The sequence below is a fragment of the Posidoniimonas corsicana genome, from assembly GCF_007859765.1.
GTDB classification, from domain to species: Bacteria; Planctomycetota; Planctomycetia; order Pirellulales; family Lacipirellulaceae; genus Posidoniimonas; species Posidoniimonas corsicana.
In genome coordinates, this window is the sequence record NZ_SIHJ01000001.1 from 1,236,021 (window position 1) to 1,260,065 (window position 24,045).

At 68.7% G+C, this 24,045-nt stretch carries 20 protein-coding genes; 10 read left to right on the forward strand and 10 right to left on the reverse strand.

Annotated elements, in window-relative coordinates; all coding sequences use genetic code 11:
• The first annotated feature begins 26 nt into the window (after positions 1-26).
• Complete coding sequence (locus KOR34_RS04675; RefSeq protein ID WP_146562640.1) at positions 27-470, forward strand: TraR/DksA family transcriptional regulator; 444 nt, start codon at positions 27-29, stop codon at positions 468-470.
• Between the two features lie 138 nt (positions 471-608).
• The gene (locus KOR34_RS04680; protein ID WP_228714508.1) at positions 609-1,757 is read left to right on the forward strand and encodes a S1C family serine protease; all 1,149 of its coding nucleotides are present in this window, start codon (positions 609-611) and stop codon (positions 1,755-1,757) included.
• Between the two features lie 41 nt (positions 1,758-1,798).
• Here the strand turns inward: KOR34_RS04680 and KOR34_RS04685 are convergent, their stop codons facing one another.
• The 10 genes from KOR34_RS04685 to KOR34_RS04730 form a co-directional block, all read right to left on the reverse strand.
• Complete coding sequence (locus KOR34_RS04685; protein ID WP_146562642.1) at positions 1,799-3,394, reverse strand: amidophosphoribosyltransferase; 1,596 nt, start codon at positions 3,392-3,394, stop codon at positions 1,799-1,801.
• A 119-nt stretch (positions 3,395-3,513) separates the two neighbouring features.
• Positions 3,514-3,939, reverse strand: a complete 426-nt coding sequence (locus KOR34_RS04690; RefSeq protein ID WP_146562644.1) for a hypothetical protein — start codon at positions 3,937-3,939, stop codon at positions 3,514-3,516.
• Positions 3,940-4,055: 116 nt separating this feature from the next.
• Complete coding sequence (gene proB, locus KOR34_RS04695; protein ID WP_146562646.1) at positions 4,056-5,207, reverse strand: glutamate 5-kinase; 1,152 nt, start codon at positions 5,205-5,207, stop codon at positions 4,056-4,058.
• Positions 5,208-5,319: 112 nt separating this feature from the next.
• A complete protein-coding gene (locus KOR34_RS04700; RefSeq protein WP_146562648.1) occupies positions 5,320-5,628 on the reverse strand; it encodes a putative quinol monooxygenase in 309 nt (102 codons plus the stop codon).
• A gap of 87 nt (positions 5,629-5,715) precedes the next feature.
• Entirely contained in the window at positions 5,716-6,726 is a 1,011-nt protein-coding gene (locus tag KOR34_RS04705) for a glycoside hydrolase family 43 protein (RefSeq protein ID WP_197531147.1), read from the reverse strand.
• Between the two features lie 56 nt (positions 6,727-6,782).
• Positions 6,783-7,139, reverse strand: a complete 357-nt coding sequence (locus KOR34_RS04710) for an ATP-dependent Clp protease adaptor ClpS (protein ID WP_146562650.1) — start codon at positions 7,137-7,139, stop codon at positions 6,783-6,785.
• A gap of 83 nt (positions 7,140-7,222) precedes the next feature.
• The gene (locus KOR34_RS04715) at positions 7,223-9,889 is read right to left on the reverse strand and encodes a hypothetical protein (protein ID WP_146562652.1); all 2,667 of its coding nucleotides are present in this window, start codon (positions 9,887-9,889) and stop codon (positions 7,223-7,225) included.
• A gap of 98 nt (positions 9,890-9,987) precedes the next feature.
• Positions 9,988-10,395, reverse strand: coding sequence for an ExbD/TolR family protein (locus tag KOR34_RS04720; protein WP_146562655.1), 408 nt, complete (start codon positions 10,393-10,395; stop codon positions 9,988-9,990).
• Positions 10,396-10,401: 6 nt separating this feature from the next.
• Entirely contained in the window at positions 10,402-11,385 is a 984-nt protein-coding gene (locus KOR34_RS04725; RefSeq protein ID WP_146562657.1) for a MotA/TolQ/ExbB proton channel family protein, read from the reverse strand.
• A 48-nt stretch (positions 11,386-11,433) separates the two neighbouring features.
• Positions 11,434-14,436, reverse strand: coding sequence for a tetratricopeptide repeat protein (locus KOR34_RS04730; protein ID WP_146562659.1), 3,003 nt, complete (start codon positions 14,434-14,436; stop codon positions 11,434-11,436).
• Between the two features lie 377 nt (positions 14,437-14,813).
• On the opposite strand from KOR34_RS04730, the gene KOR34_RS04735 reads away from it, so the two are divergent.
• The 8 genes from KOR34_RS04735 (at position 14,814) to KOR34_RS04770 (ending at position 23,957) form a co-directional block, all read left to right on the forward strand.
• The gene (locus KOR34_RS04735) at positions 14,814-16,877 is read left to right on the forward strand and encodes a PilW family protein (RefSeq protein ID WP_197531148.1); all 2,064 of its coding nucleotides are present in this window, start codon (positions 14,814-14,816) and stop codon (positions 16,875-16,877) included.
• Positions 16,874-17,275, forward strand: coding sequence for a hypothetical protein (locus KOR34_RS04740; protein WP_146562664.1), 402 nt, complete (start codon positions 16,874-16,876; stop codon positions 17,273-17,275). The genes KOR34_RS04735 and KOR34_RS04740 overlap by 4 nt, the downstream gene beginning before the upstream one ends.
• Positions 17,276-17,423: 148 nt before the next feature.
• A complete protein-coding gene (locus KOR34_RS04745; protein ID WP_146562666.1) occupies positions 17,424-18,638 on the forward strand; it encodes an argininosuccinate synthase in 1,215 nt (404 codons plus the stop codon).
• A gap of 73 nt (positions 18,639-18,711) precedes the next feature.
• Positions 18,712-19,095, forward strand: coding sequence for a GxxExxY protein (locus KOR34_RS04750; RefSeq protein ID WP_146562668.1), 384 nt, complete (start codon positions 18,712-18,714; stop codon positions 19,093-19,095).
• Between the two features lie 39 nt (positions 19,096-19,134).
• Positions 19,135-20,148, forward strand: coding sequence for a glycosyltransferase family 9 protein (locus KOR34_RS04755; protein ID WP_146562669.1), 1,014 nt, complete (start codon positions 19,135-19,137; stop codon positions 20,146-20,148).
• 67 nt (positions 20,149-20,215) lie between these two features.
• A complete protein-coding gene (locus KOR34_RS04760; protein ID WP_146562671.1) occupies positions 20,216-21,856 on the forward strand; it encodes an ABC transporter permease subunit in 1,641 nt (546 codons plus the stop codon).
• 98 nt (positions 21,857-21,954) lie between these two features.
• Entirely contained in the window at positions 21,955-23,226 is a 1,272-nt protein-coding gene (locus KOR34_RS04765; protein WP_146562673.1) for an aspartate/ornithine carbamoyltransferase family protein, read from the forward strand.
• A gap of 17 nt (positions 23,227-23,243) precedes the next feature.
• Positions 23,244-23,957 carry an NYN domain-containing protein gene (locus KOR34_RS04770; RefSeq protein ID WP_146562674.1) on the forward strand — a complete coding sequence of 238 codons (714 nt, stop codon included), beginning with the start codon at positions 23,244-23,246 and terminating at the stop codon, positions 23,955-23,957.
• Positions 23,958-24,045 lie beyond the last annotated feature (88 nt).

Consider the following 24,045-nt stretch of genomic DNA (forward strand, 5'->3'; position numbering starts at 1 on the left):
CGTCAAACCAAGCAAGGTGAACGGCAATGGCACGCAAAGACTCCATCCTGAAGATGCGCGATCTTCTCACGACGCGCCGGGACGCGCTCCGCAAAGCCCTGGCGGGCGACCTCAGCATGCTGCAGCAGCTCCGCGAGCAGATCGGCGGCGACGTCGTCGACTTCGCTCTGGACGCCGCGCAGGACGAAATCAACTCCCAGCTCGCGGAGGCAGAGAGCCGAGAGCTCAAGCACATCGAGCACGCCCTGACGCGCATCCGCGAGGGTTCGTACGGCAAGTGCGAGGTCTGCGCCGCCAATATCCCGATGGCGCGTCTGAACGCCCTGCCGTACGCGACCATGTGCATCGAGTGCCAGCGGGCTTCCGAAGACGGCACCCTGGAAGACCGCCGGGTCGAAGATTGGGGCCGGGTCGTCGATACCGGCTATTCCGACGCCGACGCGACGATCTCGGATTTTGAGGTCCAGTAGGCGGTCTTCAGGCCCGTACCACGGGGTATACTCCCCGGGAACGGATCCGCCCACACACACGGCCGCCGCGGGTCTCCGACTCCCGGCGGCCTTTTTCGTATCGCTACCACTGCCCAAGAGAGCCAACCCTTCAGCCCCATGCCCCTCGCACCAGCCCACGGACGACTCGTGCTCACCACGCTGATCGCGTCGTGCCTGGCCGCGGGTATGGCGCGGCCCGCCGCGGCCCAGCTGGCCCCCGGGCAGCCGGCGCTGACCGAGGCCGAGCGTGACCGCCAGTACGAGGCCCTGGCCGAGGACGTCGCGGCGATGGACCGTCTGCTCGGGCTGGTGAAGCGCGTGGTAAGGCTGGTGACCCCGTCGGTCGTCCATATCGAGGCCCGGCCAATCCGCGAGCTGCGCGTCCGCAGCGACGTGCAGGAGGCCGGCTCAGGCGTGGTGGTGCAGTTCTCCCCCGGTGGGGAGAAGTACGTGCTCACCAACCGGCACGTCATCAAGAACTCTTCCGAGCCCCACATCCGCGTGCAGCTGTTCGACGGGCGGCGGATCAGCCCGACCGAGATCTGGAGCGACCCGCACACCGACGTCGCGGTGATGAAGGTCGACGCGTCGGACCTGGCGCCCGCCCGCATCGGCGACTCCAACGTGATGGAGATCGGCGATCCGGTGCTGGCGGTCGGCAGTCCGTTCGGCCTCAGCCAGAGCGTCACCCGCGGCATCATCAGCGCCAAGGGCAGGTACAACCTGGAGCTCGGCGAGGGCGAGGTGAAGTATCAGAACTTTTTGCAGACCGACGCCGCCATCAACCCCGGCAACAGCGGCGGTCCGCTGATCAACATGCGGGGCGAGGTGATCGGCCTCAACACGGCGATCGCCAGCAACTCCGGCGGGAACGAGGGCATCGGGTTCTCGATCCCGGTCAACATCGCGATGCGGATCGGCGAGCAGCTCACCCGCACCGGTCAGGTCCGCCGGGGCTACCTGGGCGTCAAGCTGGACGCGTTGTTCGACGAACGCCGCGCCCGCGCCGCCGGGCTGTCTCGCCTGGTGGGCACGCGTATCAAGAGCGTCGAACCGAACTCGCCCGCCGCCGTCGCGGAGCTGCGTCCCGACGACATCCTGATCGAGTACAACGGCGTCCGCATCGAGGACGACGACCACCTGATCAGCATGGTGAAGCTGACCGAGATCGGCCAGGAGATGGACGTGCTCGTCTTCCGCGGCGGCCGCCAGGTCCGCGCCCGCGTGCGGATCGGCGACATGTCTCAGTTCGACCTGACGGAGTAGCCGTCCGCGCGTTCCTGACGCTGATCACGCGTCTGGGCTGATCACACGTCTGGTTTGACCGCCTCGTACGTGCGCGACGACGACTGCTCCGCTGTGGGATCGCCGAACCCGCCCGCATTCTCGACCGCGATCTCGTACAGCTGCTGGCCGCAGCTGGTCGGGTACTGGCCGCTGATGCAGGCCTGGCAAAGCTCGCCGGCGGGGCGGCCGACCGCGCGGGCGATGGACTCCAGCGGCAGGTACCGCAGCGAGTCGGCGCCCAGCTCCTCGGCCATCGCGCGGAACGCCTCCCCATCCGTGGCGGACTTGTTCAAGAAGTGCGGCGCGAACAGCTCGCCGATGGTCGACATGTCGATGCCGTAGAAGCAGGGCGCCACAATCGGCGGGCAGGCGACCCGCACGTGGATCTCCCGCACGCGGCCCACGGTCCGCAGCCGGTCGATCAGCACCCGCATGGTGGTCGACCGGACGATCGAGTCCTCGACCAGCAGCACCCGCTTTCCCTCTAGCACCTCGCGCAGTGGCGTGTACTTGCTGGCGGCCTTGGCGTAGCGGGCGTCGCCGCCCTCGATGAACGTGCGGCCGGAGTACCGGTTCCGCATCAGCCCCTCGACGCTCGGCACGCCGAGCTTGAACGCCATGGCGTCGGCCGCCGCCTTGCTGGTGTCCGGCACCGGCACGACGACCGTGTCGTTGTCGATGGGTAGGTCCTCGAGCTGCGCCAGCTCCTCGCCCAAGGCCTTGCGAGACAGGTACACGCTGCGGCCGTCCATCGTGCTCGCCACGTTGGCGAAGTAGATCCACTCGAAGAAGCAGTGCGCGCGGCTTGGGTTGTCCACGAAGGGCTGGATCTCGAGCTTGCCGTCGGAGATCACGATCGCGTGCCCGGGCTCCAGGCAGTGGATGTTCTCTTGTGCAAAGCCCAGGTTCAGCAGGGCCACGCTCTCGCTGGCCGCGGCGAACAGCGAGTCCTGCACCGCGTAGCTCATCGGCTTGATGCCCAGCGGGTCGCGGGCGACCAGCATCTCGCCCAGGGCGTTGATCATGGCCAGCGTGTAGGCGCCGTCGAAACGCTTGGCGGCCCCACGCATCACCTCCAGCAGCGGCTGCCGGTGCTCGCCCGCCAATTCCTTGGCGAGCTCGTGCATGATGATCTCGGTGTCGGTGGCGCGGGTGATGTGGTGGTCGTCTTCGGCCAGCAGCTGGTCACGCAGCTCCGCGTAGTTGGCCAGCTGCCCGTTGAAGGCGAAGCTAAACCACTTGCGTTTCTGCAGGTGACGCCGCTCAAACGGCTGGGCGTAGCTGACGTCGTCCTTGCCGCAGGTGGCGTACCGCACGTGGCCGATCGCCGCCGGGCCGGCGAAGCGGGCCATCAGGGAGTCGGTCTTCTCCTTGTGGCTCAGGCGGAATACCTCGCTCACGCTGCCGAGCTCGCGGTATCGCTCGATCAGGTGCTTGCGGTCCGGGTTGAACGACGCCATCCCCGCGGACAGCTGCCCGCGGTTCTGGATGTCCAGCAGCATCCGCGGGATCAGCCGCGACGCCTGCGACGGCCCCTGGGAGGGGCAGAGGGGGCTTTGCGGGCCGGGCAGGTGGTACACCGCCGCGACGCCGCACTCGTGGCGCAGTTCGCTCATAGCTTGGTGATCAACGCCAGTGGTCTGGCTGGCGCGTCAGAGAGTGGGCCCGCTGTCATCCCGCCCGACTTCCCCTCGGGCGGCGCTGTGCGTCCATTCTACGGGCGCGGCCGCCGGGGTTACAGCCCCGCCTGCGCCTGCTGGAGTTCGAGCTGCAGCAGCCGCAGCCGCTGAGCGTGGTGCCGCTGCATGGCCTGTAGATCGGCCTTGGTGTTGTCGCGCCGCAGCTCGGCCCGCAGCAACGCCAGCCGGGTGGACTCCACGGTCAGCGTCAGCGGATTGCCCGTCGAGAACCGGTTGAACGGCTCGTACTCCCGCAGCAGCCGTTTGAGCGACTCCGCCTCGGCGTCGGCCATGGTCAGCTCGGTCCGCAGCCGACGCACCTCCGCCGGGTGCTCAACGTTCTGGTACAGGTGCAGCCGCAGCTCCGCGATTTCGACTTGCCGCTGCACGTCATAGGCGGTCTGGGCGCGGGCGGCGTCGACGCCAATCGTCGCGACGCAAACAACAGCCGTCAGGGCGGCCAAGCGGGGCAGGGCGGTCATGGCGGGGACTCACGCGGGGAAGGAAGAGAACCTCATTCCCCAGCCTAATCACCCGTGCTGCGGGGCCAAGTCAATTGGCGCCCGCCGCCCGCGCAACCGCTGCGGCCCGCATTACCCTACGCCCGCAGCAGCGTCAGGTTGTCTCGGTGGACCACCTCGTAGTACGACCACTTGCCGAGGATCTCGCTGAACCGCTCGGTCGGCTCGCCGGCCACCTGCCGGACGTCCTTCGAGCTGTAGTTCGTCTGGCCGCGGGCGAACTCCTCGCCGTTGGGGCCCACCAGGCTGACAACGTCGCCCTTGTCGAACTCGCCCTCGACGGCCGTGATCCCGACCGCCAGCAGGCTGCCGCCCTCCTCCGCAATGGCGTGCTCGGCGCCCGCGTCCAGCCGCAGCTTCCCCTCGGGGTGCACGCTCCAGCCGATCCACCGCTTGCGGTCCCGCACGGACGCGCCGTTAGCGATAAACAGCGTTCCGATCGACTCGCCCGCCAGGATGTCTGGCAGCACGTTCGGCCGGCGGCCGTTGGCGATCACCACGTTCTCGCCCGCCTCGGTCGAGATCTTCACCGCCTTTAATTTGCTGGACATTCCGCCGGTGGACAGCCGCACGCCTGCGTGATTCGACTCCCCGGCCAACCCCATGACGGTCTTGTCCAGCTCGCGCACGATTGGGATCACCTTCGAGCCCTCGACGCTGGGGTCGCCGTCGTACAGGCCTTCCACGTCGGTCAGCAGCACCATCAGCGGCGCCCGGATCAGGTTGGTGACCAGCGCCGCCAGGCGGTCGTTGTCGCCCATCGAGCGGCGCAGCTCTTCGACCCGCACGGTGTCGTTCTCGTTGACGATCGGCACTGCGCCGTAGTCGAACAGCGCCCGCAGCGTGTTCCGGGCGTTCAGGTACCGGCGCCGGTCGTGCATGTCGTCGGCGGTTAGCAGCACCTGCGCGGCGTGCAGCCCGTGCGGCTCGAGCGCCTGGTTGTAGCACTCAATCAGGCAGCTCTGGCCGACCGCGGCGGCCGCCTGCAGCTGGGCCAGGTCGGTCGGCCGCTCGGTCAGGCCCAGCCGGCCGATGCCGGCGCCCACCGCGCCGCTGCTCACCAGCACCACCTTGCGCCCGTCGGCCCGCAGGCGGGCGATCTGGTCGGCGATCGACTTGATCTGCCCCAGGTCGAGCGCCCCGTCGGGCCCGGTCAGCGTGCGGGTGCCCACCTTCACGACAACCATGTCGGCGATGGCGGCGATCTCGTTGCGTACGGCGTCTAGCATCGGTGAAACGGGGGTTGGCGAGAATCGGCGCAGGGTCGCCGCGGCGGGTTCCGTCCCCCGCCGGGCGCGCCCCATTGTACTACTGGCGCGGCGGTCGAAGCAGGCGGGCCGCTCAGGCCGGCTTCAGCACCAGCAGCGTCACGCCGGTGGTCATGTCGGCCGTCTCTTGGCGGTAGGCGTCCATGTGCGGGGCGGCCAGGTGAGCCTCGAGCGCCGCGGTGCTCGCCCACTTCTCGACCACCACCACGGCGTCCTCGCCGGCCAGTTGCTGCACATCCATGCCGGTCGGCTCGTCGACGGTCGCGCCGTACTCGATGCAGCCTTCCTCGGCCCGCACCAGCGGCGTCAGCCGCGCGAACGCCTCGAGGAATCCCGCCCGGACGCCCGGCTTCAGGGTGATGGTCGCGACAACGTGGATCATGCTGCGTGCTCGGTGGGCATCGAGGGGAGGGGGGAGGCAAACCGTTTAGGTTAACGGACCCACCGGACCCGCGACACCCCGGCGGAGCTACTCCAGCGGCCGCCGCTCGACCCCTTCGAAGGTGATTTTCACCGGGCGGATGGTGCCGTCGTCGTTGAATTCCATGCGGTCGATACAGACCACGCGGTGGTTGCCGTCGGTCTCTCCCAGCGGCCGGCGGTGGTAGACGATGTACCAGTCATCCGAGCCCGGCGGGTGCACTACCGAGTGGTGCCCGGCGCCGGTGGCCACCTTGGGGTCCTGCTTCAGGATCTTCGCGACCCGCTTAAACGGGCCGGTCGGCGAGTCGCCAATCGCGTACGCGACGCTGTAGTCCGGGCCGGTCCAGCCCCCTTCGGACCACATCATGTAGTACCGCCCGCCGCGTTTGAACACGAACGGGCCCTCGACGTAGTTCTCCGGCGTGATCTCCTTGAAGGTCTCGCCATTGGGGAACTGTTGGAGCGACAGCAGGTCCGGCGCCAGTCGGGCCACGTTGCAGTGCCGCCAGCCGCCGTAGTACAGGTAGAGCTGGCCGTCGTCGTCGCGGAACACGAACTGGTCGATCGGCTGCGCGCCGTTGTGGAACCGGTCGATCAGCGGGCGGCCGATGGCGTCCTTGTAGGGGCCCTCCGGCTTGTCCGCCACCGCCACGCCGATTCCGCCTAGGGCCTCGTCGTTCTGGATGTCGTTGGCGCCAAACAGCAGGTAGTACTTGTCGTTGGCCGCGATGATCGATGGCGCCCACACCGCGTAGCTGGCCCAGTCGACGTTGTCCGCGTCGAGCACGCGCGGGTGCTTGGTCCAGTTCACCAGGTCCGTGGAGCTGAACGCGTCGAAGAACGTCTGCTTGTGGTACCTGTCCGAATAGGTCGGGAAGATCCAGTAGCGGTCGCCGAAGATGATCGCCTCCGGGTCGGCGTACCAGCCGGCGAACACCGGGTTGCCCGACAAGCCCCGCTGCTTCAGCTCGGGACGCGCCTCCTGCCCCTGACAGCATGGTGCGGTGGCTAGCACAACCAAGGCGATCAACAACTGACGCGGCATCGTGATTCTCATGGATGAAGGTGTATCGCGGAGCGGGGGTCGGTCTCGGATTGGCACTAGCAGTTGGGTCACCCGGGCAAGGGCTCGGTAGTCACTTTCAGCGGCAGGGCGTTCTTGTGGGCCTGCTCTGGGTCGGCGCCGCACGAGCGGAGCTGGTCGGCCTTGAGCTCGGCGTGCTCACGCATGCCGGACCACACACAGCTCTTGCCAGAATCATGGGCCGTCATCGTGATCTTGAGCGCCTTCTCTGGTTCGTAGCCGAACACCTTGATGATCGATTCAACCACAAACAGAAAGCCGTTGATGTCGTCGTTGTGCAGGATGACCGCGTAGGGCGGCTGCTTCTTCGGCTTTTTGCGGCACTCGGCTGCTTTCTCCGTTTCTTCCGCGGGCAGCACGGCCGGCTCGGCGGCTTCGGCGGCCATAAACACCTCCTGTGATCCTCTTGAACTGGGTCTAGGTGACTCAACCAGCGTGCGGCACAAGTCACTGCTACCTGGGCGCGGCGCTAGCGACCGGTCATCTCATACAGCGGAAGGTGCCGGTAGAACACCTCCAGACTCAGCAGGTTGAGCGTCGTGACATACAGCCGGCCGCCCAGGTGCCGCCACTTGTCGGGGACCGGGGCGATCGGGTTCCAGCTACCGGCCAGCTCGCCGCCGCGGGTCTGGCTGTCGACCAACAGCGGGTGCAGGGAGTCATTCCACGCATCCCAGTGGCGCCCGCCCACGTGGAACATCACCTGCGTGCCGTAGTACCAGTAGTACGTGTCCCGCAGCGGGTTGCCCAGCGTGCTAGTGCGGGCGGGGGTCATCGACTCGCCCACGGTCGGCAGGTTGGCCAGCAGGTGGTCGGCGCCCCGCTGCATCCGGCGGCTCTCACGCCCCTCACCCAGGTAGAGCTGCATCAGCAGGCCGACGGAGGTCATCACCGTGCCGGGGTTGCGGCCGTGGCTGGTGCGGGCATCGTTGGCCGGGGCGTTGGGGTTGTAGCAGAAGCGGGCCTGGTCGCCCGCCTGCTCGCGGCACGCCTCGAGAAACCGGCGCACGCCGGCGTAGGTGCGGGTGGGTACCTCCAGCCCGGCCAGATCGCCGCTCCGTAGCGCCATCAGCATCCACCCGGTCACCGACAGGTCCGAGTTGAACCCGGGCGTGTACCGCCAGCCGCCGAGCCGCTCGACCTGCGTCGACACGATGTAGTCGATCGCCCGCTGCGCCGGCCGCTGCAGCCGCGGGTCGCCGGTCATGCCGTACGCCTCGCAGAGGGCGATGGTGGCGATGCCGTGGCTGTAGAACCGAGCTACCTGGTAGGCGTCGCTGCTGCCGGACTCGGGGAAGATCACCCCCGAGTCGTCTTGCATCGCGATCAGCGCGTCGACGCCGTTCTTGACGGTCGACTGATGCTTGCCGTCGATGTGGTCGTACCCCGCCCCGAAAAACGACAGCAGCGCCAGCCCGGTGGCGGCCGCGTCGGCCCGGATCTGCGGCACCTCCGCCGCGCGGACCTCGGCGCCCGCCAGCGAGTCAAACGCCCAAGACCCGTCGGGGCGCTGCACGCCGGCCAGGAACTTCAGGCCGAGTTCGATGGCTGCCTCGGTGCGCGGCGAGGGGGAGCCCTCGCTGCCGGACTCCATCATCTCGACCCGCTTGCCGCGGCTGCTGAATGCCGCGGTCGGCGCGCGGCCCTCGCCCGAGACCGCCGGCGCTCCGCCCGCCGCCTGGTTGCGGAACCGGCCGGGCGAGAGGTTGGCAGTGGCGTCGCGGTTGGGGTCCGCCTTGGACAAACCGGCGGTGTCGGCCGGCTTCACGCCCAGCCCGCCGCGGTCGGGGCGGGCGTCCAGCTCCGCCGCCACTCCCGGCTGGCCGGCGCCGGGAGTGGCGGCGGCGGCCGGGGCTTCTAGTGCGCGGCCCGCGGCGCCGAGGGCGGCCAGCGGCGCGGCGCCGCCGCGGGGGCGGGAACGCACGTCCGCCAGCACCCGCGCGCCGGAGATCTGCGGCAGCGGGCCGTCGGACCGCATCGCGAGCCGCTCGGGCGCGGCCGGCGCTGGGCTTAGCGGCGCCATGTCGGGCAGGTCCGGCGCGACGCGGGGCAGGGCGGGGGCCAGGCTGGCCATGGCGGGCCGCTCTCGCTGTGGCCGCTCTACCGCCGGGGCGAGCGTGGCCATCCGCGGTGCGGACGGCTGGTCGGTCGTGGTTTCATTCGTCTGGGAGGGGAGCGGCGTGATCGGGTCCATCGCCGAGGGGCCGAGCTGCGCCAGCGTGCGGGGCCGCGAGCGGGGCGTCACCGGCGCCGCGCTGAGCGTGGGCGCGGCGGCCTGCCGTGGCGTCGGCCGCGCCGCCGAGTTGAGCGGGCCCTGCAGCGGCGGCAGCGGCCGCGACGGAGCGCGGGGAGTCACCACCGGCGAGGAGGGCGCCAAGAGTGGCGCGGCCGATCGCGCCAGCTGCGGGGTGGGGCGGGCGCTCGGTTCCGGCTCGTCGGCCGGCGCCGGCGTGATCAATGATCCGACGTCAAACTCAGCCGCCTGCGGGGCGATGCTGGCCGCCGACGCGACGTTGCGGCTCCGCCGCCCAGACTCGATGGCCGCCTGGGCGAGCGTCGACTGCGGACGCTCGAACCGCGCCGCGTCCGGCGCCGGCGGTGCGGCGCGGGGCGCATCGGTCGGCTGCAGCATGGTCTCCGCCACCTTGGGCGCCTGCCGCTCGAGTTCGCGGATCTCTGCCTGGCTCTGGGGGGCGCTGGTCGCGACCGGGCGCTCGAAGTCGGGGACCTCGTTGAGCTGCTCGCGGTCGATGATGACCATCTCTGGGGGCTGCTCCTGCTCCGGCTGCTCGAACGGCGGCGCGTCGGCCTCGACCAACAGCTGCGGCATCCGCAGCGCGCCGAACGCCAGCCCCGCAATCAGCGCCGTGTGCGCCAGCAGGCTGGCCACCACGCCCAGCTGCAGCCGCTTTGCCGAGGGCCCCGGTGCGGCGAGGAAGGCCGCCGCCAGCAGCACCGAGGTCAGCCCCAGCGTGGCCAGCCGGTAGTAGCCGTTTGCCCACGGGTCGGGGTCGTCGAACCCGCCGAGGGCGACGATCCCGCCGGCCGCCGCGCCGGTCCACAGCGCAAGCGCCGCGTTGACGGTGGCCGCCCGCTCGTCGAAGGCTGGTCGGTGGATGGCGGGGTCGAGGGACAACGGGCGGGCAGTTGGCGGTTAGCTTGTGGCTGTTAGCTCGCGGGACGCGGGTCCTTGCTGACGCAACACCGATGGGAGGTTGCCGATGGCTGCCTCACTCACTCGGTCGCGATGCGGTAGTTGCCGATGTTTGCCTGGTTGCAGGCGTCGAGCACGGTGACCAGCGCGCCGGAGCTGGACTGCGCGTCAGCCCGGATCACCACGGTCTGCTTGCCCGGGTTCGCCTGGTACATCGCCTTGAGCCGCGTCCGCAGCATCGCGGCGGTCAGTTCTTGCCCCTGAATGAAGTACTGCCCGGCCGGCGTGACGGTCACAAACACCTCCTGCCCGGGCAGGACGGTCGGCGCGGCCTCGGCGGCCTGCGGGAGCGTGACGTCCATCTGCCGCTCCTCCTGCTCGAACCGGCTGGCCACCAGAAAGAAGATCAACAGCAGGAACACCACGTCGATCAGCGGGGTCATGCTCAGCGCGCCGGCCGAGGCCCCCTTGTTGATTTTGACTGCCATCGGCGGCTACACCCTCCCGCCCGCTTCGGCGGAGCGCTGCAGGTGGTGGGGCGGGCCGGCAGGCGGTTCGGGCGGGACCGCCGGGGCGGGCTCGCGGTAGCCCGACCGGTTGTTCTGGAAGTTCATCTCGAGCTGCCGCAGGTCGATCCGCCCGCGGCCCTCCAGCGCTTCGATGCGCGGCAGGAGCACGGTCATTAGGCTCTCGACGCGGCGGAGCGAGCGGAGGATGCGCCCCTCGAAGTAGTGCGCCAGCACCGCGGCGGGGATCGCCACCGCCAGTCCGGCGAACGTGGTCATCAGCGCGACGTAGATGCCCTCGGCCAAGGCGGTCGCCTTGTCGGTCCCCTCCGCGGCGTTGGCGGTGACGAAGAACGACTCGATCATGCCCCACACCGTGCCCAGCAGTCCCATCAGCGGGGTGACCGCGGCGGCCAGGTTGAGCGTGCGGACGTTGCCGTACATGCGGTCGGCCTCGTTCTGCAGCGCGTCGGCGGCGGCGGCTTCGACCTCGGCGTGGGGGCGGCCCACCTTGGACAGCGCCGCGATCACCACCCGCGACAGTGCGCTGCGGCTGCGGCGGCAGGCGTTGTAGACCCGCTGCGGGTCGAGGTCGCCGTCGTCGGCAAAGCGGCGGAGCGTGGCGACCAGCTTCCGCGGGCGGATCCGCCCGCGGCGCAACCCAAGCATCCGCTCCAGCGCGACCGCCAGCACCACTACCGACATCAGCACGATGGGCGCCATCAGCCAGCCGCCCTTGAGGAACAGCTCAAGCACCGGCGTGGCCATGTCGTCTACCGGCGCGGGCGCCGGGGGCGGCTCGAGCGCCGCTTCGGCCAGCGCGTCCGGGTCAACTCCCGCCTGCCCCGGCGGGGGCCCCAGCGGTGGGAAGGTGAACTCGCCCGGGTTGGCGGGCGGCGCCTGCGCGGCGAGCGGGCCGGCGGCGAGCGTCAGCAGAGCCAGAGTCATCGCCAGGTGGCGGGCAAGGGGCATCACGGTTATCTCACTTCGTTCGCCTGGCTGAATCCAACGCTCCATCATCTAACGCGTCACCCCCTGCTGCAACCTAGCGCGGGCGTGCCGCGCCTTGGCGGAGTCGGGGAAACGTTCCAACAGTTCCACATAGAGCTTCTGAGCCGGCTCTTTCCGTCCGAGAGCCTCGAGGCAGCGTCCGGCCTCGAAAAGCGACTCCGCCTGCCACGGGTGGTACTCCTCCGGCGCGTCGCGGCCGCCGTAGCCGTAGGCGACGCGGAAGAACGTGCGGACCGCCGCCTGGTGCTCCTTGTTGGCGAACTGCATCTCGCCCAGCATGAACTGCGACCGCGCAGAAAGCACTCCGTCCTTCGACTGGATCAGCGATTCGAACAGCGGCCGCGCTTCTTGGGTCCGATTCAGGTTCACCAGCGCCCACGCCCGCTCGTAGCGGATCTGGTCCGACTGCGACCCCGCCTGGTCTGCCTGACCGGCACGGTCGAGCCAGGCGAGCGAGTCCTCCCAGCGACCAAGTTGTGCTGCCGCCTGCCCCGCGTGCAGCCACGCGGTCGCGGCGAGCTGGTTGTCCGATGGGGCCGGGTCGATGGCCCGGGCGTAGGCGTCGATCGCAGGTTGGTGCTGCTGCTGGGCGAAGTGCGACTCGCCGAGCATCGCCGCTCCCGTCGCGGCAACCGCGCCCGCCGGCTCATCGTTTAGCTGAGCCGCGAATGCCTGGGCGGCGGCAGCGTAGTCGCCGCTGTCGAAACGGACCCAGCCGAGCAAGTGGTTCGCCTGCGCCCGGAGCGCAGGCTGCGCATCGCGGCGTCCGACGAGCGCCTTGAGTGGCTCGACCGCCTGCTGTTCTTCGCCCGCTTCGTAGAGCAGCTCTCCGGCCCGCAAGAGCGACTCGGCGCCCAGCGGGCTTTGCGGGTAGTCCGCCGCCAGGCGTTTAAACTGTGCGGCAGCCTCAGACGGCGACGTCTCGCGGCGCATCCAGGCCAACTCGAACACTGCCTGATCGGCGTTCGCGTGTTGCGGGTAGTTCTTGAGGAGTGCCGTGAGCTCCGAGCGGGCGTCCTCCGTGCGGCCGGCGCCCAGCAGGCAGAGCGCCCGCAGGTAGCTAAGATCGGCCGGTGGCGCCTTGGCGGCATCGAGCAGCTTGAGCGCCTCGGCGTCCTGGTTCTGCTCGTGCAGCAGCCCCGCGAGCGTGAACCGGGCCTCGGCAACCGGGCCCTGCTGGTAGTCGGTGACCAACCGCCGCAGGGTCGCGATGCCGGCGGCCTTGCCGCCGGCCTGCATCTGGTTGTTGGCGAGGCTATAGAGAGCGTAAGGGGCGAGCTCGTGCCTCCCGTGATTCTGCGCCACCGCGGCGAAGTCTCGGTTCGCGGCGTCAAGCTGACCCGCGGCCGTGAGCAACTCGCCGCGTTGGTAGAGGGCCTGCGCAACGCGGGCGTCGTCCGTGGACTGCTCGATTAGACTGCCGAGCGCGGCGATGCTGGCCGAGGCGTCGCCCATCTGCTGGCGGGCCTCCGACAACAGCACCAGCGCGTCCGAGCGGCGGTCGGGCGGCAGCGTCGGCAATCGAGCCGCGAGCATCTCAGCGAGCTGGTCCCACTGGCTGTCAGCCCGCAGCAGCGACGCCAACCGCAGCGTCCAGTCGGCTGAGCGGTCGTCGTCGGGTTTGGCGGCGAGCAGCTGCTGGTAGTGCTTGATCGCGGCCGGCGTCTGGCCGAGCTGGGCGGCCGCCTCGGCCGCGACGAGCCTTGCCTCGGCCGCCCACTCGCTGCCCGCGTGCCGCTGCAGGAATTGCTCCGCCAGGCGGAGCGCCTGCTCGTGCTGCTTGAGCTGGATCGCCGTGTGCGCGGCCAGGTAGGCGGCGCGCTGGCCCGATTCGCCGCGGTCTCGCTGGGCGATTTGCTGGTAGAGCCTGAGCGCTTCGACGCGGCCGGTGGGCGATTCCGTCAAGGCGTCGGCGAGGGCGAAGCGGAGCGGCCCGGCGAACTCCTCCGCGGGGTTGGTCGCTAGCGCCTGGCGGGCGGGTTCAACCAACTGATCGGGCTTACCGGCCGCGGCGAGCGCTTGGACCAGCCAGTGGGCCGATTCGGCATTGCCGGCGGTGGGGTCGGAACGCCACAACGCGCCCAGCAAAAAAGCCGCATCCTCGCGCTGCCCGGCCAGCAGCAGACACTTGCCGGCGGCCAGCGTTGCGCCGGGGGCGAGGGGCGATTGGGGAAACTTGCGCGCCAGCTCCTGGTAGGCCTGGGCGGCGGCGGCGTGGTCGCCGGCGGAATACAGAGCGAACCCGCGCCGCTCCTGCGCGTGGTCGGCCGCCGCGTAACCGTCCACGGCGGCCGCCTGGGCGAAATCGTTAGCGGCGGCGGCGGGCTTGCCGGCCGCCAGGCGGGCCTCACCCCGCAAGGTGTGGGCCTCGCCGCCGGTCTGACCGACCGCGCCGGCTGCGATCAGGGTGTTGAGGGTCGCCTCGGCCTGGTCCGGCTGGCCCAGCTCTAGCTCGGCGGAAGCCAGGCCCAATCGGGCTGCAACGTGAAGCGGGGCTGCGGCATCGTCCGCCAGCGCTGCTCGGTAACTGTCTGCCGCACGATCGAACTGGCCGAGCGCGGTCATCGCTTCGCCGCGGTAGAACTGCGCGCCGCCTGCCTGCGTCGACTTCGGGAACTTGGCGAGCAGCTGGTCGAACGCCTCGACCGCCGAACCATAGGCGGCCGCGGCCTGCTGCTTGCTCGCAAGCGACGCGGCCTGATTGAAGCGGGCCAGCCCGAGGTTGGACCACGCGCCCTCGGCGACCGCGTCATCCTTGGCGTGCCGGGCGGCCTGCTCGAACGCCTGGACGGCCTTAGCGTACTCGCCCTGCTGGAACCGACAGACGCCCAGGTTGTACTCGGCCCGCGGCGCCAACGCGTCGGCAGGGAATTCTTTGAGGAGCGTCTGCCACTCCTTCGCCGCCAGGTCGTGCAACCCACGGTCCTGCAGCGCGGCCGCACTGGCGTACGCGCGGGCGGCCTCCGGAGAGGGCTTGGCCGGCTGCTGCGCTGGCGCGGATGCGGCCAGCATCAACCACGCCAGCCCGCAGGCGAGAACTCCTGCGGCCGTGGGGCGTTTGGCCGGGCGGGCTAGGGCCGGAGAGGGCGGGCGTGGGGGCAAGGATTCGCTGCTGGGGCGGTGCGGGGCGGGGACAACCGGCGTAGCCCCTATTATTCTCCCCTTCGCAGGGCTGGTCCAAGGGCGCAGGGGCCGAAAAAGGCGCGAACAGAGGCCGGCGGTGGCAACCTTTACCTGTCAGGGGCCTTCCGCCGGTCCGCGCGGCGCCACGACTCCGGCTCCGCGGCGGACACAACCTTTGCTTGACACAGACTTTACGGCGCGTTGCAATGAAAGTCTGGAGTGGCGTCAGGGGCTCTCATGCCACCCACCGGACAGTGGAGCGCAACGTGTATCTTCTTATCCGCGGCGATCAGCCGCATCGGAGCTTCGTGCCCGCGCCCAGCCTGTGCTGGCGCCGCGGCTTTACCCTGGTCGAGATGCTAGTGGCGATGTCGCTCACGCTGCTGATGATGGCGGCGGTGATCGGCGTGTTCGCCAACGTCTCGGAGAGCGTCGCGAAGCGCCGCGCCAGCATCGAGATGTCCTCGCAGCTCCGCTACGCCCGCAACCTCCTGCAGGCGGACCTGGCGAACCACACCTGCCCCGCCATCCCGTGGGTCAAGCCGGAGTCAAACCACGGCTACATCGAAATCGTCGAGGGCCCGCAGTGCGATTTTGATCCCAGCATCTACCTGCAGGACGTCAACAATGACAGCTTTGTAGATCCAGTTGGCCCTGCCTCCAATCAAGTTCAGCTCGATCTGGCGATCTCGCAGCTGCCGGGATCGACGCTCAACCGTTTGCCGGGCAGCAACGTGGCTATGGATTCGCAGTACGTTACCGACGGCGGCGGCCTGGGCGATTGGGACGACGTGCTGATGCTGACGGTCCGCAACGACGACAAACCATTCGTCGGCCGCGTGCCGGCCAGCGTGCCCAGCAACGGCGCCGGATTCGCCAACTGGGGATCAACCGAGATCGAATCTCCCCTGGCTGAGGTGGTCTGGTTCGCGGTGGAGAACCCGGTCGAGCCGTCCAATGCACGGACCTTCTACTTCGGTGAACCCGGCTTCCGCACCGTCTACCGCCGGGTGCTGCTGATCGCCCCCCAGCTGGACTACGGCATAGAGGTCAACAACCAGGACCTCGGGCCGGGGGTGGTGCGGGTGCTGCGGAACGTCAACCAGGATGCAGTCGACGAAGCCATCTCGGCGTTGCTGGCGTTCCAGGACGCGTACGACCTGTCCGTGCGTCTGGAATGGGACCCGATCGCCGGGTTCTGGCTGATCAAGGCCAACACCCTGGGCGACTTGACCAAACGCGAGAACCGCTTCGACCACCAGCACGTCGCCGCGGGCGACCCGCGAAACGGCGCCCGCAGTCGATTCCCCTACCGGTCCGTGGACGATGGCCGGGGAGTGTCGGGCATCGTCAACATCCGCCACGGGGCTGACCCGGCAATGCGTCAGGTGCAAGACAGCGACAATCCGATCGCGTTCGACGACACGAACATCAGCGGGCGGGCCGCGGCTCGCGGCCGCGGAACGGTAGATACGTACGAGCTGGGCGACGCCAACCAGCGGGGTCAGCGGATGGGCAACCGGCCGTTTGTATTCATCGATGAAGACAGTCAGCAACGCCCCACGACGCGCGCCATCGTTAACGAGGACGGCCAAGTGGTGATGTTCACCAATGGCATGGTCCCGCTGTCGGGCGACCGACGCGGCGAGGACGTGGTGCTGAGCAACATGCTGGCGTTCGACATCAAGGTGTACGACCCCGGGGCGCCGCTGCTGGCCGAGCAGCCTGTCAACGATACCGGCCGGTCGGTCACGTACCCCGGTGAAGTCGTGGCCCCGGGCGACCCCGGCTGGGGCCTGATCCTCCGCGAGCGACTCACTAACCCAGGCTCGGGCACGTCCTATCAGCCAATCGTCAGCCGCGGCGCGTATGTTGACCTTGGCTACTACGATCTTCACGGCGCCTTCGCCGCACGCAACACGGCCGTAGGCGGGCTGCCGGCAAGCACCGATCCGAGCCTCGCACCGCTGCTGGGAGATTCGCCGTATGCCGGCCTCACTCAGGTGAAGAGTGGCCTGGGTTGGCCTGTAGCCAACGCCAGCGGCTACGCGTTTCAGCCGTATCGCACCTACGACACCTGGTCTACCTCCTACGAGAACAACGGCAAGGACGACGACGGGGACGCAGGAACCCCGGTTGGCGGCGTCGACGAAGGGAGTGATGGCTTCGACAACGACGGGATTAACGGCGTCGACGACGCGGGCGAACGCGAAACCGCGCCGCCCTACGAAGCCGCGTTGCGGGGCATCCAGATCACGCTCCGCGGGTACGAACTGGACAGCCGCCAGATCCGCGAAGTGAACGTCAAGCAGACGTTCGTGCCCAAGTGAGCCCGCCGGAGTCCGACGCCGGCGCCCCGGGGGGTGCTGCGCACGTCATCCGACTCCGTGGCCCGTGGCAGGCGGTCGCCGCCAGCGGCCCGCCGCTGCGGGCGAAGCTGCCGTGCGGGTGGCGCGACGCGTTTGGCGAGGGGGTCGATCAGGTGCGGCTGAGCCGCCGCTTCAATCAGCCCACCTCGCTCGGTCCGGGCACGCGGGTGCTGGTGCGGCTGTCCACCGCGCACACCCTTGTGGGCGCCCAGCTCAACGGCGGGCCGCTGTCGTTGGACGGGTCTGCGGCCGAGCTGCCGCCGCTGCAGGAGGGGGGCAACGAGCTGACGGTCACGCTGCTGCGGGGCCAAGCGGAAGACCCGGTGCTCGAGGCTCAGCTCGAGATCATCAGCGGCTAGCCATCCGCGTGATTCTTCCACTCCCTGCTTCCGCAGCCCACCTCTCGGTGAGCCTGTCGACGGCGCCGCTTGTCAGTTCTGGCGGCGGCAACCACAATGTCCGTTCCGCGTAAAATGCCCGATTCTCCCCCGCTACGGATTGTTACCCATGCGCAAGTGCGTCCTCGCCTACTCCGGCGGCCTCGATACGTCTGTGATCCTCGGTTGGCTCCAGGACGAGGGCTACGAGGTGCACTGCGTGTACGTCGACGTCGGTCAGCCGTGCGAGGACCGCGAGGCGATCATGCAGAAGGCGCACGACAACGGCGCGGCTTCCGCCCGGTTGGTGGACGTGCAGGAGGAGCTGTGCCGCGACTTCGCCTTCCCCGTGCTGCAGTGGCAGGCCAAGTACGAGGGGATCTACCTGCTGGGCACGTCGATCGCGCGGCCGCTGATCAGCAAGGCCTGCCTGGAAGTCGCCCGCGAGGTGGGCGCCGAGGCGTTCGTGCACGGCGCCACGGGCAAGGGGAACGACCAGTGCCGCTTCCAGCTGGCAGCCGAGGCTTTGGAGCCAGACGTCAAGATGATCGCACCGTGGCGGATGGCCTCTTTCCGCGAGAAGTTCCCGGGCCGCACGGAGATGATCGACTTCTGCGACGCCAAGAAGATCCCGGTCAAGGCGTCCATCGCCAAGCCGTACAGCTCCGACGAGAACTGCCTGCACATCAGCTACGAGGCGGGCAAGCTGGAGGACACCGCGGTCAACGGCGTGGCGATCGTAGACTTCGGCATGGGCGTCTCGCCGCAGGACGCGCCGGACTCGGTTGAAGAGGTGACCGTCGGCTTCGAAGCGGGTGTGCCGGTCAGCATCAACGGACAGGCAAAGTCGCCGCTCGCGATGGTGCAGGAAATGAACGACATCGCCGGCCGCAACGGCGTGGGGCGGATCGACATCGTCGAGAACCGCTTTGTCGGCATGAAGAGCCGCGGCGTGTACGAGGCGCCCGGCATGACCGCCCTGTACGCCGCGCACCTGCAGCTGGAACAGCTCACCCTGGACCGCGACCTGGTGCACCTCCGCGACCGGCTGGCGCCGGAAGTCGCCGAGATGGTGTACTACGGCTTCTGGTACTGCCCGAAGATGGACGCGCTGTTGGCGTTCATCAAGGAGGCCCAGCAGCCGGTAACCGGCGAGGTGACGCTCGGCCTGTACAAGGGCAACATCCTGATCCACGGCCGCACCAGCCCCAACAGCCTGTACGACGAGGAGGTTGCGAGCATGGAGGGCGGCGGTAGCTACGACCAGACCGACGCCGAAGGCTTCATCCGCCTGCAGGGCCTGCCTAGCCGGGTTCTTGGCAAAGTGCGGCCCCGCGCTTACTAGAGCGTGGACTGAGCTCGACAAGTTCACCACTGAGTCACTGAGAACACCGAGAGAGCTCCCGGGAGGATTCCCCGTGGTCACAGGCTACCCGCACTCTGACCTAACTGAGCAGGTGATTGGGGCAGCAGTTGAAGTGCATCGGCATCTGGGACCGGGCCTGCTCGAATCCGCGTACGAGGAGTGCCTGTGTCGCGAACTTGCCGAACGTGGAATCCCCTTCGCACGTCAGGTGCCGCTGCCGATTGACTACAAGGGCCAGCGACTCGATGCGGGCTATCGAATCGATCTGCTGGTGGATGACAGGCTGATCCTTGAGCTAAAGTCCGTGGACGCAGTGACCGGCATTCACGAGGCCCAGTTGCTTACCTACCTGCGACTCTCGGGCAAATCGGTGGGGCTGATAATCAATTTCAACACTCAGCTGCTCAAACACGGGATCACACGCCGCGTGCTCTAGCGTATTCTCCTGCTACTCCGATCCCTCCGTGACTCTGTGGTGAATTCTCCTCCCCAACGCATCCTGGTCGTCCGCCTGCGGATGCTGGGCGACTCGCTCCTCGCTACGCCGCTGGTGCGGCAGCTCAAGAGGATCTACCCCGAGGCGGAGGTGGACCTGCTGTGCCAGCCGCAGAATGGGGCCATCTTCCTCTACAGCCCGCACGTCGCGCAGCGGCACCTGCTCCGCCGTAAGGCGTCGGCCGGCGAGATCTGGTCGGTCGTCAGGGCAATGCGTGAGCGTCGGTACGACCTGGCGATCGACCTGCACGGCATCCCCAAGACCGCCTGGCTGACGCTGGCGAGCGGCGCCAAGCGGCGGATCGGCTACCGCAAGTGGCTGGCGCGGGGGCCGCTCTGCTACACGGAGTCGACGCCCCGCGACCAGATGCCGTACGAGTACAACGCCCGCCGCAACCTGCGGCTGCTGGGCGACGGCCGCGTGGACTACGACGACGTCGACCTCGAGTTCCCGATCAGCAGCGAGGACGAGGCCTTCGCCGACCAGTTCAAGGCCGATCACATCCCCGGGCGGACGGTCGCGATGTACGTCATCTCCCAGGACCCCGACAAGATCTGGCCCCCCGAGCGGTTCGCCCAGATCGCCGACCGCCTGTCGGAGCGGGGCTACACGCCGCTGATGGTGTACGGGCCGGGGCAGGAGCAGGCGACCCGCGAGGTGACCGACCGGATGAAGTCGCCGGCCGTGGTCGACTACCCGATGCCGACCTTCCCGCAGCTAATGGGCGTGATGCGGCGGTGCGACCTGTTTGTCGGCAACGATGGCGGCCCCCACCACCTGGCCGCCACGGCCGGCCTGCCGATGGTATCGCTGTTCCAGATCAGCCCGGTAGAATGGACCCGCCCGCACCGCGAGCACCAAAGATTTGTCGCCCCGAGCGAAGTACAGACCCCGTGCGAGTCGTGCGGGACGTTTGTTGACCGTCCGTTCAAGGAGATCCCGACCGATGTGGTCTGGGAAGAAGTTGAGCGGGTGCTGGAGAATATCGGGTAGTTGGTTCCGCGGCTGGCGCCGTGGGCCGAACGACCTCCGCTAGCAACCTACCACCGACCAGCCGCCTATGTACGTGCGTGACAACCCCGTGCTGCAGTACGAACTGCTGAGCACCCTGCGTCTGCCGCGGGCGTTTGTGCTGCTGTTTGCGTACATCGCGCTCTTGGGCGGCGTAGTGCTGCTGGCTTGGCCGCAGGAGCAGAAGCTCGACTTCGCCCAGCCGGAGGAGGCCAAGCGGCTGGTCGAGCTGTTCTTTTTCGGGCAGTACATGCTGGCGTCGCTGATGGCGCCCAGCTTCGCCGCGGGCTCGATCACTGGCGAGAAGGAACGCGACAGCTACGAGATGCTGCTCGCCAGCCCGATCAAGCCGGGCGCCATCGTGCTGGGCAAGCTGTTCGCGTCGCTCACCTACCTGGGCATCCTGATATTCTGCTCGCTGCCGATCGTGATGCTCTGCCTGCCGCTGGGGGGCGTGTCGGCGCTGGAGGTGTTCGCGGCGTACATCGCCATGTTCTCCATGGTGGCGTTGTTCGGCATGATCAGCCTGTGGGCCAGCAGCTACTTCAAACGCACCAGCGCGTCGCTGGTGGTGTCGTACCTGATGATCCTGCCGCTGGCGATCGTAGGAGTGCTGGTGTGGAACGCGTTGGAGCAGCTCGGCCCGGCGCGGGTGGCGTTCGTCTCGACGGTCGTGCCGATCGCGTGCGCCGCGGTGGGCGCAGTGCTGTGGGCCGACATCGCGCGGCGGCTGCTGTACCCGGCCGACCTGGGCTCGGGCGGCAAGGAAGTGGTCGACCTGGAGAGCGAGGCCCGCGAGGCGGTGGGCCTGTACATCAAGCGCGACGAGTTTCCCGACAAGCTGTTCGCCCCGCCGAAGCGGACCACCTTTATCGAGGACGGCGCCAACCCGATCTACGACAAGGAGATGCGGAGCGAGATCTTCGCCCAGGGCACGCTGATGCTCCGGCTGGTGATCCAGATCTCGATGGGCCTGGCGCTGCCGATCATGGCGGTCTGCCTGTACATGTACATGAACCTGGCGCCGTGGTACATCGCGTACGTTCTGCTGTTCAACATGCTTGTGGGACCGGTGTTCTCGGCCGGCAGCGTCTGCAACGAGCGAGAACGCCAGACCCTCGACCTGCTGCTCACGACGCTCATCACCCCCTGGCAGATGCTGTGGGGCAAGCTGCTGAGCGGGCTGCGGGTGTCGGTAGTGTTGACCTCGTTCCTGCTGTGGCCGGTGCTACTAGCGTGCCTGATGCCGCTGGACTACTGGAACAACCTGCCGACCATGGCGGGCTACCTGCTGGTTACGGCGCTGGCGTGCCTGACCACCGCGTTCACGGCGCTCTTCTGCTCGACCATCTACCGCAAGACGTCCAGCAGTTTGATGACCACCTACGTGCTGATTTTGACGATGTTCGTGGCGCCGCTGGCTGCGCGGTTTTTTTCCGACACGTTCTTCCAGGACACGGCCGGCGCCCGGGTAGTGCACGCGGTCAGCAGCGTCAGCCCGTTCGCCGCGGTGTTCGCGCTGCCGCTCGACATCGAGCACTCCAACGACCGGTCGGACGCGGCGGTGCAGCAGGCCATCGGCGACATGGGCGTGTTCTACGGGTACGTCGGCTGGACGGTGCTGTACAACGCGGCGTTGCTGCTGCTGATCATGTGGCTGTTCCACGCCCGCTGGCGGGTGTCCGAGTAGCGGCGTGCGCGGGTAGGGCGCGGCGATTTACCGGGGTGGATTGCCCGCCGGGCGGGGCTGTGCGATAACGCTAGCAACGCCGACGCAAGGAGCCGAAGTTGTCTACGCCAGCCGATCAGAACGCCAGCCGGGGCCAAGCGCCCACTCAGGATGAGTTGAACCTGGAGCACTACGCCGCCCGGTTGGAGCGGCCCGTGCTGATGAAGGCGCCCGACTTCCAACGCGGCGACCGGCTGCGTCACGTGGTGTTCTCCGGCCAGTTCACCCCGGCCATGCTGTCCGAGCTGGCCGAGACCGCCGACATGATCCGGCTGCTCTCCAAGAGCCGCGGCGGGCAGGACTTTCTGCGGAACCTGCTGTCGCACCGCCGCGCAATGCTGTACTTCACCCAGCCCTCGACGCGGACGTTCTTGTCGTTCATGGCGGCCTGCCAGATCCTGGGGATTACCTGCAACGAGGTCCGCGACCCGAGCACCTCGTCCGAGACCAAGGGCGAGACCCGCTTCGATTCAATCCGGATGTTCTCCAGCTACTTCGACCTGATCATCATGCGGTCGCCGGTGGCCAAGTTGGCCGAGTCGTGCGCGTACCTGATGAACGACCTGGAGCGGAGTGGTCAGCGCAGCGTGCCCCTGATCAATGCCGGCAGCGGCGCCGACGAGCACCCCACCCAGGCGCTGTTGGACATCTACACGCTGCAGCGGACGTTCAACTTCGAGAACCCGCGTGACTCGCCCGGCGGCGACAAGCTGGAGCGTCTGCGGCAGATGCCCGGCTACGGCGACCTGACCAAGGGCCTCGAGAACAAGACTTACGCCTTCTGCGGCGACATCGGCCGCGGCCGCACGGTCCGCTCGCTGGCAATGCTGCTGGCCGCCTACGAAGGCGTGCGGCTGGTGTTCATTTCGCCGGACCACCCGAAGCTCCGCATCCGCGAGGACCTGAAGCAGCGGCTCGCCGACCGTGGCGTGCCGGTGTACGAGCTCGACTCGTTCGAGGCCCACCTGGACGGCAAGCCGGTGATCGAGCAGGTCGACGCGCTCTACATGACGCGGGTGCAGAAGGAGCACGACGACCCCGAGGACGCCGAGTCGATGGCCGCCATCGACACCCTCAAATACCGGCTGACCCCAGAACTGGTTGCACGGATGCGGCTGTACACCCCCATCCTGCACCCGTTCCCGCGCGACCAGCACTTCGGCGAGATCCCCCCCGAGGTCGACGACGACCCCCGCGCCATGTACTTCCGCCAGGCCCGCAACGGCATGTGGGTCCGCGCGGCGCTGCTGGCGCACGTGATGGACGTCGACCACGCCATCGCCCGCCACTTCTTTGAGACCTACCGCGAGCGGCACGTCTACAACGACTAGCCCCCAGGAGCGAGCACATGGCCCGCTCGCCCGCGCGTGTCCGGCTGCTGATCGACGGTTACAACCTGCTGCACGCCACCGACGTGCACGGCGCCGACGCCCTGGCAGGCACGCTGCAGGGCGCACGCGAGGCGTTGCTGTCATTCCTGGCCTCACGGCTGACAAAGCGCGAGCGGAAGCGTGCGGTGATTGTGTTCGACGCCGCCGGCGCGCCGCCCGGGCTGCCCGACCAGTACACGTACGAGGGCGTCCACGTGCTGTTCGCGCGCCGCTACGCGGACGCCGACGCCATGCTCGAGGCCCTGATCGAAGCGGACCGGGCGCCCAAGGAACTGCTTGTGGTGTCCGGGGACCGCCGCGTGCAGAGGGCAGCGCGGAGCCGCGGAGCCGCCTGGCGGGACAGCTCCGACTGGAACCGCGAGCTCCTCCGCCGCCCGGCCCACCCGGTCTCCGCGCCGCCTGTATCCACTCCGGAGAAGCCCGCAGACATCGGCGACGCCGACTACTGGGTCAACGAGTTCTCTCAGCCGCTGCCGCCCGACGAGGCCGCGCCGGAGCCCGCCCCGCCGGCGCGGTCCGGAGCGGGCGACCCGGCGTCCGAATCGCCCGCGTCACCGCCGCGTGGGGAGAAGCCGGACGAGAGTTCGGGAAATCCCTTCCCGCCAGGCTACGCAGAAGATTTGGCGGCGGAGCTCGAAAAACCGGCACGACGCCACCCCCCACGGGGGTAGGCCACCCGCCCAGCCGGCGCATCTGTCCCAGTACGCGCGCGCGTCCGGTCCCGTGTGCGGTCATCCCCCCGGCCGCCATTTCTGTGCT

Coding starts and splice junctions, on each gene's coding strand:
- KOR34_RS04720 (WP_146562655.1), bottom strand. CDS start 10,395: ATGGCAGTCAAAATCAACAAGGGGGCCTCGGCCGGCGCGCTGAGCATG.
- KOR34_RS04730 (WP_146562659.1), bottom strand. CDS start 14,436: ATGCTGGCCGCATCCGCGCCAGCGCAGCAGCCGGCCAAGCCCTCTCCG.
- KOR34_RS04680 (WP_228714508.1), top strand. CDS start 609: ATGCCCCTCGCACCAGCCCACGGACGACTCGTGCTCACCACGCTGATC.
- KOR34_RS04760 (WP_146562671.1), top strand. CDS start 20,216: ATGTACGTGCGTGACAACCCCGTGCTGCAGTACGAACTGCTGAGCACC.
- proB (WP_146562646.1), bottom strand. CDS start 5,207: ATGCTAGACGCCGTACGCAACGAGATCGCCGCCATCGCCGACATGGTT.
- KOR34_RS04675 (WP_146562640.1), top strand. CDS start 27: ATGGCACGCAAAGACTCCATCCTGAAGATGCGCGATCTTCTCACGACG.
- KOR34_RS04770 (WP_146562674.1), top strand. CDS start 23,244: ATGGCCCGCTCGCCCGCGCGTGTCCGGCTGCTGATCGACGGTTACAAC.
- KOR34_RS04710 (WP_146562650.1), bottom strand. CDS start 7,139: ATGGCCGCCGAAGCCGCCGAGCCGGCCGTGCTGCCCGCGGAAGAAACG.
- KOR34_RS04700 (WP_146562648.1), bottom strand. CDS start 5,628: ATGATCCACGTTGTCGCGACCATCACCCTGAAGCCGGGCGTCCGGGCG.
- KOR34_RS04690 (WP_146562644.1), bottom strand. CDS start 3,939: ATGACCGCCCTGCCCCGCTTGGCCGCCCTGACGGCTGTTGTTTGCGTC.
- KOR34_RS04685 (WP_146562642.1), bottom strand. CDS start 3,394: ATGAGCGAACTGCGCCACGAGTGCGGCGTCGCGGCGGTGTACCACCTG.
- KOR34_RS04725 (WP_146562657.1), bottom strand. CDS start 11,385: ATGCCCCTTGCCCGCCACCTGGCGATGACTCTGGCTCTGCTGACGCTC.
- KOR34_RS04705 (WP_197531147.1), bottom strand. CDS start 6,726: ATGAGAATCACGATGCCGCGTCAGTTGTTGATCGCCTTGGTTGTGCTA.
- KOR34_RS04745 (WP_146562666.1), top strand. CDS start 17,424: ATGCGCAAGTGCGTCCTCGCCTACTCCGGCGGCCTCGATACGTCTGTG.